Annotated in this window: 14 protein-coding genes; 9 read left to right on the top strand and 5 right to left on the bottom strand. The window is 30.4% G+C overall.

Annotated features, from left to right (window positions below):
• The first annotated feature begins 139 nt into the window (after positions 1 to 139).
• The 3 genes from HMPREF3134_RS05835 to yhaM are packed head-to-tail and all read left to right on the top strand — an operon-like array spanning position 140 to position 5,200.
• Positions 140 to 1,336: a metallophosphoesterase family protein gene (locus HMPREF3134_RS05835; protein WP_053025412.1), complete on the top strand. Its 1,197-nt coding sequence runs from the start codon at positions 140 to 142 to the stop codon at positions 1,334 to 1,336.
• Positions 1,326 to 4,262, top strand: a complete 2,937-nt coding sequence (locus HMPREF3134_RS05830; protein ID WP_070441457.1) for an ATP-binding protein — start codon at positions 1,326 to 1,328, stop codon at positions 4,260 to 4,262. The genes HMPREF3134_RS05835 and HMPREF3134_RS05830 overlap by 11 nt, the downstream gene beginning before the upstream one ends.
• A complete protein-coding gene (gene yhaM / locus HMPREF3134_RS05825; protein ID WP_070441454.1) occupies positions 4,259 to 5,200 on the top strand; it encodes a 3'-5' exoribonuclease YhaM in 942 nt (313 codons plus the stop codon). The genes HMPREF3134_RS05830 and yhaM overlap by 4 nt, the downstream gene beginning before the upstream one ends.
• A 163-nt stretch (positions 5,201 to 5,363) precedes the next feature.
• Here the strand turns inward: yhaM and HMPREF3134_RS05820 are convergent, their stop codons facing one another.
• From HMPREF3134_RS05820 to HMPREF3134_RS05805, 4 genes are all read right to left on the bottom strand, one after another.
• Positions 5,364 to 6,338 carry a peptidylprolyl isomerase PrsA gene (locus HMPREF3134_RS05820; protein ID WP_070441452.1) on the bottom strand — a complete coding sequence of 325 codons (975 nt, stop codon included), beginning with the start codon at positions 6,336 to 6,338 and terminating at the stop codon, positions 5,364 to 5,366.
• 172 nt (positions 6,339 to 6,510) lie between these two features.
• Positions 6,511 to 7,068 (bottom strand): DUF3267 domain-containing protein, encoded by a 558-nt coding sequence (locus tag HMPREF3134_RS05815; protein ID WP_070441449.1) that lies wholly within the window; start codon positions 7,066 to 7,068, stop codon positions 6,511 to 6,513.
• 160 nt (positions 7,069 to 7,228) lie between these two features.
• Positions 7,229 to 7,603, bottom strand: a complete 375-nt coding sequence (locus HMPREF3134_RS05810) for a YtxH domain-containing protein (protein ID WP_037538626.1) — start codon at positions 7,601 to 7,603, stop codon at positions 7,229 to 7,231.
• A 142-nt stretch (positions 7,604 to 7,745) separates the two neighbouring features.
• Positions 7,746 to 8,171 carry an HIT family protein gene (locus tag HMPREF3134_RS05805; protein WP_037552213.1) on the bottom strand — a complete coding sequence of 142 codons (426 nt, stop codon included), beginning with the start codon at positions 8,169 to 8,171 and terminating at the stop codon, positions 7,746 to 7,748.
• A gap of 130 nt (positions 8,172 to 8,301) precedes the next feature.
• Between HMPREF3134_RS05805 and HMPREF3134_RS05800 the strand changes: the two genes are divergently transcribed.
• Positions 8,302 to 9,042, top strand: a complete 741-nt coding sequence (locus HMPREF3134_RS05800) for an ABC transporter ATP-binding protein EcsA (RefSeq protein WP_037538621.1) — start codon at positions 8,302 to 8,304, stop codon at positions 9,040 to 9,042.
• The gene (locus tag HMPREF3134_RS05795; protein ID WP_070441446.1) at positions 9,035 to 10,258 is read left to right on the top strand and encodes an ABC transporter permease EcsB; all 1,224 of its coding nucleotides are present in this window, start codon (positions 9,035 to 9,037) and stop codon (positions 10,256 to 10,258) included. The genes HMPREF3134_RS05800 and HMPREF3134_RS05795 overlap by 8 nt, the downstream gene beginning before the upstream one ends.
• Before the next feature lie 59 nt (positions 10,259 to 10,317).
• Here HMPREF3134_RS05795 and HMPREF3134_RS05790 read toward each other — a convergent pair whose 3' ends face one another.
• Complete coding sequence (locus HMPREF3134_RS05790) at positions 10,318 to 10,818, bottom strand: hypothetical protein (protein WP_037552221.1); 501 nt, start codon at positions 10,816 to 10,818, stop codon at positions 10,318 to 10,320.
• A gap of 287 nt (positions 10,819 to 11,105) precedes the next feature.
• On the opposite strand from HMPREF3134_RS05790, the gene hemE reads away from it, so the two are divergent.
• The 4 genes from hemE (at position 11,106) to HMPREF3134_RS05770 (ending at position 15,172) form a co-directional block, all read left to right on the top strand.
• On the top strand, positions 11,106 to 12,140 hold the full coding sequence (hemE, locus tag HMPREF3134_RS05785) for a uroporphyrinogen decarboxylase (RefSeq protein ID WP_070441443.1): 1,035 nt from the start codon (positions 11,106 to 11,108) through the stop codon (positions 12,138 to 12,140).
• Between the two features lie 36 nt (positions 12,141 to 12,176).
• A complete protein-coding gene (gene hemH, locus HMPREF3134_RS05780; RefSeq protein WP_070441440.1) occupies positions 12,177 to 13,100 on the top strand; it encodes a ferrochelatase in 924 nt (307 codons plus the stop codon).
• 18 nt (positions 13,101 to 13,118) lie between these two features.
• A complete protein-coding gene (gene hemY / locus HMPREF3134_RS05775) occupies positions 13,119 to 14,513 on the top strand; it encodes a protoporphyrinogen oxidase (RefSeq protein ID WP_070441437.1) in 1,395 nt (464 codons plus the stop codon).
• A gap of 98 nt (positions 14,514 to 14,611) precedes the next feature.
• Positions 14,612 to 15,172 (top strand): RBBP9/YdeN family alpha/beta hydrolase, encoded by a 561-nt coding sequence (locus tag HMPREF3134_RS05770; protein WP_070441434.1) that lies wholly within the window; start codon positions 14,612 to 14,614, stop codon positions 15,170 to 15,172.
• Positions 15,173 to 15,607 lie beyond the last annotated feature (435 nt).

Below are 15,607 nucleotides of genomic sequence, written 5' to 3'. Positions count from 1 at the left end.
CACAATAAGCTACAAAGCTTTCAATTGAAAGTTTTGTAGCTTTTTTAATATATAAGTTCATCGCCCCAATTAAATAAGTTATGGTAAAATATAGGAATACATAAAGATAAACGAAGATGCAATTAAGGAGCTAATTTCAATGATAAAATTTATTCACTGTGCAGATTTACATCTCGACAGCCCCTTTAAATCTAAAAGTCATTTGGCGCCATCAATTTTTGAAGATGTTCAAAACAGTGCTTATGAAAGCTTTAAGAAGATTGTCGATACAGCATTAAAAGAAGAAGTTGATTTTGTTCTCATCGTTGGAGATTTATTTGATAGTGAGAATCGTACGTTGCGTGCTGAAGTATTTTTGAAAGAACAATTTAAGCGATTAGAAAAAGAACAAATTTTCGTTTACATAAGTCATGGTAATCATGATCCACTTACTGAAAAAATTACTAATGATTGGCCAGATAATGTTTCGGTCTTCTCAAATAGAGTAGAAACATATCAAGCTATCACAAAAGATGGAGAGACAATTTTTGTTCATGGTTTTAGCTATCAACATGATACAAGTTATGAAAATAAAATTGATGAGTATCCATCTAGCCAAGGTAAAAAAGGTATTCATATTGGAATGTTACACGGTACTTATAGTAAATCTTCAACTAAAAATCGCTATACTGAATTTATTTTAGAAGATTTGAATCAAAAACTATATCATTATTGGGCACTTGGCCATATTCATGAAAGACAAGAATTAAGTGATATGCCACCAATTTACTATCCTGGAAACATTCAAGGACGTCATTTTGGTGAGCAAGGACCTAAGGGATGTTTATTGGTAGAAGGTGACCATTTACGATTAAACGCTACTTTTATTCCAACGCAACAAATTAGATTTGAAGAAGCTGCTATCAATACAGACAAACTTACAAAACAAGGTATCTATGAAGCAATTCAATCCTTCAAAGAAAGTGTACGTTCTGATGGAAAGGCTTTTTATAGATTAACTGTAAATGTTGACAGTGATAGACCCATATCTTCACAAGACATTAGTCAAATTAAAGAAATGATTGATGACTATGAAGAAAATGAACATCACTTCGTAATCATAGAAACGCTCACATTTAAATATATGCAAATGGATGAAGTGCCTCTTGTAAGAGAGTTTTCAGCTGATTTAATCAAAGACAATAAAGTGTTTGAAGAGGCGATGACTGAATTATATTTAAACCCTAGAGCATCCAAATATTTAGAAGATTATACTGAGTTTGACACTGTTGAACTTGTTAATCGCGCTGAGAACATTTTAAAGGCAGACATGAGAGGTGAAAGTGATGATTATTAAATCTTTAGAGATTTATGGCTATGGTCAATTTGTGCATCGCAAAATAGAGTTTAACCGTGAATTTACGGAAATTTTCGGTGAGAATGAAGCTGGTAAATCAACGATTCAAGCTTTCATACATTCTATACTTTTTGGCTTTCCAACGAAAAAAGAAAAAGAACCTCGACTTGAACCACGTATGGGTAATCAGTATGGGGGAAAACTTACGCTTATACTAGATGACCAATCAGAGATCGTAGTAGAGAGAGTTAAAGGTAGCATTTCAGGTGATGTAAAAGTTTACCTAGAAAATGGTTTGATTCGAGACGAAGCTTGGCTCAAGAAAAAATTAAATTACATTTCTAAGAAAACTTATCAAGGTATATTCTCGTTTAATGTGCTTGGATTACAAGATATTCACCGTAACTTAGATGAGGACCAATTACAAAGTTATTTACTTGAAGCAGGTGCATTAGGTTCTTCTGAGTTCACAATGATGAATAAAATGGTCAGTCAAAAGAAATCCACGCTTTATAAAAAGGCTGGAAAAAACCCAATACTCAATCAACAGCTCGATGAATTGAAAAGCCTTGAAGCCCAAATAAGAGAAGAAGAGACTAAGTTAGATGATTATCATCGTTTAGTTGATGATAGAGATAAATCACAACGTCATTTGGAACATTTAAAAGCCAATCTAAACCAATTATCAAAAATGCATGAAAGTAAACAAAAGCAACTTGCTATTCATGAACAGGCCCAAGAATGGAAAGATTTAGAGCAAAAACTTAATATTGAGCCATTAAGTTTTCCAGAAAAAGGGATCGAGCGTTATGAAACTGCTTCAAATTACAAACAATCTCTAGCTAGAGATATAAGTTTGCGTGAAGAGAAATTAAAACAATTAGAGAATGAATTTAATACAATTCCTGCTTTGAACGAAGATACAGCTAATCATATTTATCATTTAACTCGTGATGAAAATGAAATTCAAAAAGCTGAAATGAAATCTTCTTCACTTAAGCAAGAAATTGATGATTACGAGCGTCAAGAAGCTGATTTGAAAACAAGTATTGGTTGGCAAGAAGTTTATCACAATACAGATACCTCTGAATCTATGAAGAATTATGTTAGTGAAACTATCAAGACGCGAAATGAACAAAAAGTGTTAAAACAACAAATTGAAAGAGCTATTGATGAAAATCAAATTGAACAAAATATGCTATCTCAGGAAATAGAAAACTTGGAAAAAGATTTAGTTTCTGAAGATTCACTAGATAAAAAGAAACAATATAATCAACAAAAGTTAGAACTACATGAGAAAGAGAATCTGTATAACAAACTTAAAGATACTTTTAATTCTGATAAAGAAAGAAAGCAAAAGCGAAATTGGTGGCTTAGATTAAGTTTTATAGTGTTATCTATAGTTGGTCTGGGTTTAACACTATTCTCATTTGTGACACAAAATTTAATTTTCGGAGTTATATTTGCAATCTTAACTGTCATATTTATTATTGGTACTTTCTTGGTTAAGACAAAAGAAATTGATTACAGTGAATCAATTAGTGAAGAAATTAATGATTTGGAACAACAAATTAATGGTTTGGAATCTAATTACGATTTAAACTTCGACTTAGATCAACAATTTCAACTTCGTGAACGTTGGAGTAATACAAGTAACAATAAAAGTGTATTAGCTAATAAATTAAATCATCAAGAAAATTTACTGCAAAAAACAGAACAACAAATCAATGACTTAACTCAAATATTAAATGCAGTTAAAGAAAATGTGAAAGTACCTAATGAAATGACAGATGATTTATTACTAGATAGCTTTAAAACTATGAATCAACTTAAATCAAATGACAGTTACCGCAGTAAATTATTAGATCAACATCAACAAGTAAATCAGAAATTGACGCATTTTTATGATAAAGCGTTTAAAAATACTGGAAATGAAATCACACCATTTAATAAAGCTTCACTATTTAATGATATGAAGAGCTGGATTTCTAAATACGAAAGTAATAAAGAGAAGAAAGAACAACTTAAAAGTAAAATTGAGTTATTAAGTAATGAATTGAAACAATTAAAAGAACAATTAGAAGAAAATGAAAAAACTATTAATAAATTATTTACTTATATCAATGTTTCAAGTGAAGAAGCATTTTATCAATCTTACGAGCAATATCAATTGTATCACCAACAACTTGCAAGATTTAATGATTTAACTGCATATCTCGAAAATCAAAATTTCTCTTATGAAGATAGTTCGAATTTGAGCGAAAAAACAACTGCTCAATTGGAAGAAGAAGATGTGCTTCTTGCTAAACAAGTTGATGCATATAACGATCAGTATTTAGATAAACAAACTGAAGTTAGTGACTTAACCGCTCAAATTAATTACATGGAGACAGATAAAACATTATCTAAGTTAAGACATGAGTATTATAATTTGAAGAATAGAATGAATGATTTAGCTAAAGATTGGGCTAGTTTAAGTTACTTAGAAGCATTAATAAATGAACATATTAAGCAAATTAAAGATAAACGATTACCTCAAGTTATAAATGAAGCTGTAAATATATTTACGGATCTGACACAAGAGAATTACAATATGATAACTTATGAAAATGATACAATAATGGTTAAACACAATAATGGGCAAATGTATCATCCACTTGAACTAAGTCAATCAACGAAAGAATTATTATATATTGCACTTAGAATTAGTTTGATTAAGATTTTAAGACCTTATTATCCATTCCCAATAATTATTGATGATGCTTTTGTTCATTTTGATAAACAAAGAAAATCAATGATGTTAAACTATTTAAGAGAATTAGCCAAAGATTATCAAGTGTTATACTTCACTTGTATGAAAGATGCTGCAATTCCTTCTAAAGAGATGCTAATTTTAAATAAACTAGAGGAAGGCGGAAAACGATGAGAAATGTAGAAAAGCTAAACCCAGGAGATTCGGTTGAAAATTTCTTCTTAATTCATAGAGCTACACAAGGTGTTACTGCTCAAGGAAAAGACTATATGACTTTATTCTTACAAGACAAAAGTGGTGATATTGAAGCCAAACTATGGACTGTTAGTAAAGAAGATATGCAGATTCTTCAACCTGAGACAATTGTTTGGGTTAAAGGCGACGTGATTAATTATCGAGGTCGTAAACAGATGAAAGTCAATCAGTTTAGATTATCTAAACCAGAAGACGGATTTAAGACTCAAGATTTCGTTGATGGTGCACCTTTATCTCCGGATGAAATCCAAGAAAACATTTCACACTATATATTAGATATTGAAAATGCTAATTTACAACGTATAACACGTCATTTATTGAAAAAATATCAAGATAAATTCTTTACGTATCCAGCAGCAAGTTCACACCATCATAATTTTGCAAGTGGTCTAAGTTATCACGTACTTACAATGCTAGAAATAGCTAAGTCATTATGCAACATTTATCCATTGTTAAACCGTAGTTTGTTGTATAGTTCAATTATTTTGCATGATTTAGGTAAAGTAAGGGAATTAAGTGGTCCAGTGGCTACAACATATACAGTTGAAGGTAATTTGCTAGGACATATATCAATTGCAAGTGATGAAGTGGCGGAAGCGGCGAAAGAGTTAGGAATTGATGGTGAAGAAGTGATGTTACTTCGTCATATGATTTTAGCACATCACGGAAAAATGGAATTTGGATCACCTAAGTTACCACATTTAAAAGAAGCAGAAATATTATTCTTTATTGACAATATCGATGCTAAAATGAATATGTTTGAAAAAGCATTTAAGAAAACCGATAAAGGTCAATTTACTGAACGAATTTTTGGTATGGAAAATAGACAGTTTTACAATCCAGAAAAATTAGACTAATTAAAAAGCGTTTTTACCTTACAATGTCAATTATTGTATAGACAATGTAGTGGGTAAAAACGCTTGTTTTATACAATTTTGAACACGTGAAAGGGAGCAAGTCTTAATTCTTAACGAATTGATCGACTTGCTCCCTTACTATTTAATGTTAATACTATGAAAATTATGAAGATAAACCTGATGCAGCTGAAGAACTATCTGAAGATGACTGTTGTTGTTTAAGTTTCTCAGGATTTAAAATAGTGTTTTCTACAGCTTTCTTGATATCACTGTCTTTATAATCTACATCATATTCTTTCAATAAATCTTTATACGCATTTGTTAAAATCTTAGGATCTTTTTGTACCTTTTGTTCGATTAGTTTGGCTTTAAGTTTAGATTTTTGTTTGTCAAAATCATTCTCTTTATCGGCTTTAATGACATGGTAACCATAGTCCGTTTTAACCACATCTGAAACTTGATCTTCTTTTAGTTTAAATAGTGCTTTTTCAAATTTACTTACCATTTGTCCTTTAACTACATAACCTAGAGAACCATCTTTTTTGGCACTTGAAGAATCCATAGATTCTTTCTTAGCGATTTCTCCAAATTTATCTGGGTTCTTTTCAACTTCTTTTTGAATTTTTTCAGCTTTCTCTTTAGCTTTTTTGTCTGATAAACCTTCTTTATCACTGCTGCTTGATTTAACTTTTATTAAAATATGAGAGGCTTTTTTAGTGTTTTCTTTAAGTTCTTTGTCTGACACTTTAACTTTATCAGCTAATAATTGTTTTTGATATGCGGCAAGTTTTTTCTGTTCTTTATAATCATCTAAAGACATACCTTGTTGTTTAAGCATACTTTCAAATTGATCTTTGCCACCATATTGTTTTTGTTCTTTTTTAATTTCATCATCGATATCTTTTGTATCAACTTTATCTTTATATTTATCAGCTAGAATTTTATTCAACGCAATGCTAAATGACGTACTAGCAATTTGTTCGTCACCAATTTTATTCATTACATCTTTTACTTTTACATCTCCAGCTTTAGAAGAGATTAATGTATTACTTTCTGAATCTGTTGCATTTGAACCGCATGCACCTAAAAGTAAAGCACTCGCAGTTACTGGAACAATTAATTTATTCATAATTTTCATAGTTGATAGCTCCTTTTACATTAATAACAACGTTACTATAACATATTATGAAAACATCACCAATTAGAAACAGGCTAGATACTGCCAAAGAATGAGATTAAGTAGGGCTTAAATATTAAAAAAGTATCGAACTTGAGGCATAACATATGTTTCAAGTTCGATACTATGATACTTAATGAAAAGATTGATATGGCACTTTGTTTAATATATTTATACCTGTTTGATGCTCCTCAATAAAATGACCTTCATTTGAAAAAATAATAATCTTAAGATATAAAAAATCCATTACAGATATGCCAAAATTTAACGCAAGCAAAAACATAAAATAGTGTCCGTATTGCGGAAAATGCATCGTTAGAAAAATCAAAAATATAGTTATTAAAATAAAAGGTAAAATTAAATTAATACAAAAGTATATCTTATGTACAGGCGTACTTACATACGTATTAAAATAGGGTAACCAACGCTTTTTGTTTAATTTATGAATTCTAAATGAATTAACATAAGGTAAGAAAAAGAGAAGGTGTAATGCTTTATGGATAGGGTACATAAGTGCAACAAATATTAATAAAATAACAAAATGTCGATCTGATAAAGGTGTATTTACAAAATAATACATTATTTCATAACTAATTAAAAATGTGATGACTGTAATAGTAAAACTTAAAAATGCAATTCTTGGTACACCAAATCGTGCATGAATATCAATTTGACGTTTACATAGAAACATACTGACACCTCTTAATAGGTCTTATTTATATACGCTACGTATTATCTAACTATCAGTAACAACAGTCAAGCCAATTTTGGCATTAATAAAGAGAGTAGCGAAATATTCATAATGATTTCAACGCCACTCCCGTATCACAGTTTAATCTAATGATTAAACTTTATTTATTATCTTTTGAAAAAGTATTACTTATTTCTTCGCCACGATTTTGTAGATTTTCAATGTGTGATTGTAATTTTTCGATATTAGGATTAATATCAGATTTAAAATCACCAATTAGTGTTTTAAATTCATCTCCAATTTCGCTACCATATGAGACACCATCATTTTTTACTTGCTTACCATAATCAATAATGTTAAAGAAATTACGTTTAAGTGACTCAATTTCACGTTCTAATTCAGAGCGAGACCCAGTAGGTTCTTTAGAATCAATCGTGTTATTCTTTACGCTTTGATCATCACGGTTTAACCAAGAAACAGCAATTCCAGATGCTACTCCCGCAGTAATACCAAATAATACGCGTGATATTTTCATGTTCTATTCTCCTCACTTATTATGTCGTTAACGGATAATAATAGAATAAGAAATGAAATAAATTTCAGATTCTACAACAATCATATTTCGACAAGTTAATTATAATTGTATATTACCCTATAATGACATTCAATATGCAGAATTAATCAAATTGCGCTTTGATTTGATCAGCGATAGCTTGTTTTTGTTCATCATTAATTTCGTTCTCATGTGTTTCCCAATGGTATCCGAAACCGTCGATATCATTTTCGTATCGTGGTAAGAAATGGAAATGAATATGGAATACTGATTGATCTGCGAACTCACCATTATTTTGGATGATATTTAGACCATCAGGATTAAAAGCTTTCTTAATTGCATTAGCGACTTTAGGTAAAGCTGTACCAATATGAGCCATTGTCTCTTCGTCAGTTTCAAAAATATTTGGTGACGCTTTTTTAGGAATTAATAATGTATGACCTTTAGTCACTTGTGAAATATCTAAAAATGCATAAACAAAGTCATCTTCATAAACTTTAAAGCTTGGAATCTCTCCAGATAAAATTTTACTAAATACAGTTTCAGCCATTTGAATGCACTCCTTTTACGTATTTATAGCTTATTATAGCATTTGTAAAATAAAATTTCGTTAGTGAAGTAAATGTAATTTTAGTAGTTAAAAGCTAATTTTGGTACAATGTTATTCATGGAGGTGCCTTATGACAGTAAAAGTTGAACATTTAACAGGTGGTTATGGGAAACGTCCTGTTATTGAAGATATAAATTTTGAATTAAAAGCAGGGGAAATTGTTGGTTTAATTGGATTAAATGGTGCAGGCAAGAGCACAACTATTAAACATATGCTAGGTTTATTAACGCCAACTGAGGGTAATCTCTCTATCTCAAATACAGAAATTACAGATGACATCGAAGTTTATCGAAAAAAGTTATCTTATATACCTGAATCGCCAATTATATATGAAGAATTAACATTAGAAGAGCATATTGCGATGACTGCAATGGCATATCAATTGAGTAAAGAAGAAGCAATGAAACGTGCAAGACCTTTACTTAAAACATTTAGATTAGAGAATGAATTAAAGGTCTTTCCTAGTCATTTCTCTAAAGGTATGAAACAAAAGGTGATGATAATATGTGCGTTCATTGTTAATCCAGAATTATATATTATTGACGAACCATTTTTAGGCCTTGATCCACTAGGGATTCAATCTATGTTGGATTTAATGGTAGAAAAGAAAAATGAAGGACGTACTGTTTTAATGAGTACGCATATTTTGGCAACTGCAGAACGTTATTGTGATCGATTTATTATTTTAGATAAAGGTAGAGTGGTTGCTTTCGGTGATTTAGAGGAGCTACGTAAACAAACTGGATTAAGTGGTCACACACTTGATGACATCTATATACATGTCACACAAGGTGGTCAAGAAAATGGATAATTCAGCTACTTCATTATTTAAATCTAGATTGAACACCATTCAAAAAGAGAAGCGTTATTATAATAAATTTATTTTTAATGGCCATTTTTCAGTATTTTTATTAATTTTATTGGGAGCATTTATATTAGGTTATGGTCAATGGTTGCAACATATACCTAAACATATAGATTATGCGTTATGTGCTAGTATAATATTAGCTGTAACATCTATCTTTCCAATACGAACATTTTTAAAAGATGCAGATAGAATATTTTTATTGCCTTTTGAAAAACATATGAAAAATTATATGAACCTAAGCATTCGCTACAGCTATTTTAATAGAATAGCGATACAACTAATAATACTCATTATCTTGTTTCCATTATTTTCTAAATTAGATGGTGATTTCATAACACCATTTACCATCTTGAGTATTTTAACATTGATACACCCATGGATTGGATTGAAAGTGAGATGGCAATGGTATCAACTAAAGCAATCAAGTTGGAGTATAAGTTTAATTTTATTTTTGATTAATTTAGTAACATATGACTTAATATTGGGTTACCAAATGTACTGGGGAGTTATCTTTACGTTTATATTACTTGGTGGAATGTTAGCGTTACCTAAATTAAATCGAGTTAATTTATATCCATGGGAACGAATGATAGGTATTGAAGAAAGACACCATACAAATTATTATAAATTCGTAAATATGTTTACGGATGTTAAACATTTAAAAGAGTCTGCAGTTAGACGTAGATATTTAGATTTCTTATTACCTACACCTAAAGGTAGGAAATTTAATTCTAAAAATATGTATTTATATCTATTTACACGTAGCTTTGTAAGAGGTAGAGATGCTTTTAGTATTATATTTAGACTGATTGTCATTGCATTAGTGCTAATGATTTGGCTATCGTTTCCGATTGTTTCAGCAATTATTGGATGTCTGTTCATGTACATTACATTATTGCAAATGTCTCAATTTTATACGCAACAAGCCTATGGATTATGGCCTCAAGTTTGGCCAGTACCAGATGTCGAAGTGATTAAAGGTTATGAAAAATTTCTTTATCGCTTAATGTTAATTATAGGATTAATTTTTTCAATTGCATTTATCAGTATATACCCACAATATTTCTTTTTCGCTCTAATCTTCTTTATAGTAGGGTGGTTAACGATTAGAAGCACAATTAAGAAGTTACAATATCAAGAATCACTACTTAAAGATTAAAAAGGTTGCCTATAACTAGAACAAGCTAAACTACATCTAGTTAACAGGCAACCTTTTTATTATTCCTTGATTGGATATAAATATCTCTCAAAGTAGCTAGAATGTTGGCTACTAGAACCAAAATAATGTCTTAATGCATCTTTTGAAAAATAATCCTTAAATGTATCTGTTTCTTTAAAATCTTCGTAAGTTTGGCGATTAGCAAAACCAAAATAAACTTTGTAAGTTGTTCCTTGAACAGGCTTTAAAAAACGATAACTTTTAAAACCGGCAAACTTATCGAAATTTAATTCCAAATTTGCAATACGTTTTTCTAATTGATGAACATGATCATCAGAAGAAGGAATAAATATTGCTGAGTAAAAATGTGTTTGATCTAAGTCATTAATAGAATTAACAGTTGTGTAAACAGTGGGATGTTTTAAAATTGATTTTTCATCTGATTCTTCAATAATTACAGAAGAATCATTTGTTGAAAATAAAAATAGATTTCTATTAGTATTATTTGTTCGGATTTGATTTAAGTAACCATAAGTCCCATAAGTTGTATATATGTTCATAACTCATACCTCCTTTATTGTTTATATTATACGATTAATTAATGGTACTAGCTATAATAATTGTATGTAGTGTTTAAATATTTTAAAAATCCATTTAGTCTTATTGAGGGATATTTTTAAGCATATAAATATACTATAACTATGTTTAATAAATTATTATAATTTAGTGAATTGAAATGTACATTTATGCTTTGTCTTTTTTATGACATTTAAGTGTAGATAAACGATAATTATATCAGCATATGATATTATAGATAAGAATGATTTTAATTTAGGAGGACTATAAGGTGCATAATAAAAATAATACAATTTTACAAACAATTAAAGGTGAAAAAACATCTCATACACCTGTATGGTTTATGCGCCAAGCTGGCCGTTCACAACCAGAATATCGAAAATTAAAAGAGAAATATTCACTTTTCGACATCACACACCAACCTGAATTATGTGCTTATGTAACTCAATTACCAGTTGATAATTATAATACTGATGCAGCAGTTTTATATAAAGATATAATGACACCTTTGAAACCAATTGGTGTTGATGTTGATATTAAATCAGGTATTGGACCAATCATTAGCAATCCAATTAAATCTGTATCTGATGTAGATAAATTAACTCAAATTGATCCAAAACGTGATGTATCGTACGTACTTGAAACAATTCAATTGCTAACACAAGAGAAATTGAATGTACCATTAATTGGGTTTACAGGTGCGCCATTTACATTAGCTTCTTATATGATTGAGGGCGGTCCTTCAAAAAATTATAATTATACTAAAGCAATGATGTATGGAGATGAGGCAACATGGTTTGCCTTAATGAATCATCTCGTACAAGTATCAATTGACTATGTGGTTGCTCAGGTTGAAGCGGGCGCAGAGCTGATTCAAATTTTCGACTCATGGGTTGGAGCTTTAAATGTTAAAGATTATCGTTATTATATTAAACCTTCAATGGATAAGTTAATTAATGGAATTAAAGTTAGATATGATGTTCCTGTCATAATGTTTGGAGTGGGTGCAAGCCATCTAATTAATGAATGGAATGACTTAGCAATAGATGTCCTAGGATTAGATTGGCGTACGTCTATCTCATCAGCTACACAAATGGGTGTTAATAAAACGTTACAGGGTAATTTAGATCCTTCATTGTTACTCGCGCCTTGGGACGTAATAGAGCACAGAGTACGTGAAATTCTGGACGAGGGTATGGAAAGAGGTAAACACATTTTTAATTTAGGACACGGTGTTTTTCCTGAAGTACAACCTGATACATTAAAGCGAGTTACTCAATTTGTTCATGATTATACAAGTAAATAGTATTAAGAATACAAAGATTAAGGAAGGTTTTATTTAATGACTAAGACAGTAGGTTTATTAGTTATGGCATATGGAACACCATATAAAGAGAGTGATATTGAAGCATATTATACAGATATTAGACATGGTAAGAGACCAACTGATGAGGAATTACAAGATTTAAAAGACCGATATGAATTTATTGGTGGTCTTTCTCCTTTAGCTGGCACTACTGATTGTCAAGCTGAAGCATTAAAAGAAGCTTTAAATCAAGTTTATGAAGATGTGGAATATAAATTGTATTTAGGTCTAAAGCATATTTCTCCATATATTGAAGAAGCTGTAGAAAAAATGTATAAAGATGGTATTAAAGAAGCGGTTACTGTTGTTTTAGCGCCACATTATTCTAGTTTCTCAGTTGGATCATACAATAAACGTGCAAAAGAGGAAGCCAATAAATACGATATTGCTTTACATCATGTTGAACATTATTATCACCAACCTAAATTTATTGAGTATTGGACTAATAAAATCAATGAAACTTTAGAGCAAATTCCTCAAGATGAACATGATGAGACAATCTTAGTTGTATCAGCTCATAGTTTACCTAAAGGTTTAATTGAAAAAAATAATGATCCATACCCTGATGAATTAAAAGATACAATGAATCGTTTACAAACATCTTCAAATATTAAACACGTTGCTCAAGGTTGGCAGTCTGAGGGTAACACAGGTACACCTTGGTTAGGACCCGATGTACAAGATTTAACAAGAACGTTGTACAACGAATATCAATATAAACACTTTATCTACACGCCTGTAGGTTTTGTATGTGAGCATTTAGAAGTACTGTATGATAATGATTATGAATGTAAAGTTGTGTGTGATGAGATAGGAGCAAATTACTATCGACCAACAATGCCTAACACGGATCCATTATTTATTAATGCTATCGTGGACGAAATAAAAACAGTTTTTTAATAAAGGAAGGGACTCAATGTGAGTAAAAAAGTTGCAATTATTGGTGCAGGTATAACTGGCCTCTCAAGCGCATATTATTTAAAACATTATAAACCAGATATAGATGTAACCATTTTTGAAGCGACAAATCGACCAGGTGGAAAGATACAGACGTATCGTAAAGATGGATACACTATTGAACTAGGCCCTGAATCTTATCTTGGACGAAAAACAATCATGACTGATATAGCAAAAGATATTGAACTTGAAGATGATTTAATTACTAATGAAACAGGTCAGTCATACATTTTCGCAAAAAATAAATTGTATCCTATACCAGGTGGTTCGATTATGGGCATCCCAACTGATATTAAACCTTTTTTAAAAACAAGACTTATTTCACCAATAGGTAAGCTAAGAGCGGGACTAGATTTGGTAATACCCCCTATAAAAATTGAGGATGATATATCAGTTGGAGCGTTTTTTAGAAGACGATTAGGAAATGAAGTGCTTGAAAATTTAATAGAACCCCTCATGGGTGGTATTTATGGTACTGATATAGATCGATTAAGTTTAATGAGTACATTTCCTAATTTTAAAGAACAAGAGGAAAAGTATGGTAGTTTAATCAAAGGTATGCAACACGAAAAGGCTGAACGAATTAAACAACGTCAACTATACCCTGGTGCCCCTAAAGGTCAGTTTAGACAATTTCGTCACGGATTAAGTTCATTTATTGAAGCATTAGCTAAAAATGTACAAGATAAAGGCGTAAAGATGAAATATCAAACACATGTAGAAGATATCATTATTAACAATGACAATTATGAAATAGCAACTGATCAATACAGTGAACAATTTGATGGTATTTTAGTTACTACGCCTCATCAAACATTTATGAAATGGTTCAATCACGATCAAGCTTTTAAATACTTTAACGAGATGGATTCTACTTCAGTTGCAACGGTTGTATTTGCATTTGATGAGAAGAATATTGAAAACACATATAACGGTACTGGTTTTGTCATCGCGAGAACAAGTAATACTAATATTACAGCTTGTACTTGGACTAGTAAAAAATGGCCTTTTACTACACCGCAAGGAAAAGTTTTAATTAGAGCATATGTAGGTAAACCAGGTGATACAGTTGTTGAAGATCATACTGATGAAGAAATTGCGACTATCGCACGTCGTGATTTAAATAAAATGATGACTTTTCATGGAGATCCGGATTTTACAATTGTTAATCGTTTGACTAAAAGCATGCCTCAATATCACATTGGTCATATTAGTCAAATAAGAAAAATTCAACAACACGTTAAAAATAATTATTCTGCACTCAGAATCACAGGAGCACCATTTGAAGCGGTTGGGCTTCCAGATTGTATTCAACAAGGTAAAAATGCTGTGGAAGAATTGCTTGATGAAATATAATAATTTAAACACTTTTTTTGAGGTGAATTTGCCTCTTTAAAAGTGTTTTGTTATATAAATTGAGAATTATTATTTAGTTTAAGGAGGTAAAAATATTAATGACTAATGTAATTATAGTTCATTCACAATTAGGAAATTCTCATAACCACTGGTATAAGTGGTTGCAACATAATTTAGAACTAGAAGGTTACGATGTTCAATTATTCCATTTAGATGAAAGTAAGAATGATAATATAGACAATTGGATCTTCGAATTAAATCAACAAATTGAACTTTTATCTAAAGATACTTATTTTGTCACACATGGGTATGGTTCATTGGCTACTTTGAAATACATTGAAGGTCTATCAATTTACGAACCATTTGAGGGGTTCTTCAGTATAGCAGGATTTAAAGAAGATGCGAAGAAAATAGACGATTCAATAAAAGTAGGGGAGTTTAATGTTGATTATGACTTAATTAAAACTAAAGTTAATCACTTTTATGGACTAGCTTCAAAAGATGATTCTTATGTTTCTTACATAGAAACTCAAAACTTAATTGATGAATTAGGTGGTAAGACTAAAATTGTTGATGAAGGTGGACATTTCTTAGAAGAAGAGGGCTTTGTATCTTTTACTGAATTACAAGAAAAAATGCAACATTACATGACTAAATAATAAAACATGTGATTTAATTATTAATACGTTCAATATTTAAACTAATTTAAGTAGGTAGTTAAAGCTACCTATTTTTTATTATTATTAAGGTTGATAATTAAATATAGAGATACTTTCAAGTGCAATTAGACATCCAATACGTATCTTTAATTAAAATATTTTAAATGTAGCGTTTTTTTACACAAAATAGTTTACAATACTTATTGACTAAGTTAATGATACTATATATACTAATAAAGTATTCGAAAGGCGATGACTGATAACTATTAGACAATTGTCGCATTTCAATATGAAGATTCAATTAAATGAATGTAAAATTTATTTAAAATTATTATTGACATTAGACATTATAAAATGATATACTTTTTAAGTACTGATTTTTGAGACGTAAATAATATTAGCGCGGGATGGAGCAGTTCGGTAGCTCGTCGGGCT

It is taken from the genome of Staphylococcus sp. HMSC14D10 (assembly GCF_001808125.1).
Taxonomy (GTDB): domain Bacteria; phylum Bacillota; class Bacilli; order Staphylococcales; family Staphylococcaceae; genus Staphylococcus; species Staphylococcus haemolyticus.
Note: the sequence above shows the minus strand (reverse complement) of the source record. Positions and strands in the feature narration are given on the sequence as shown.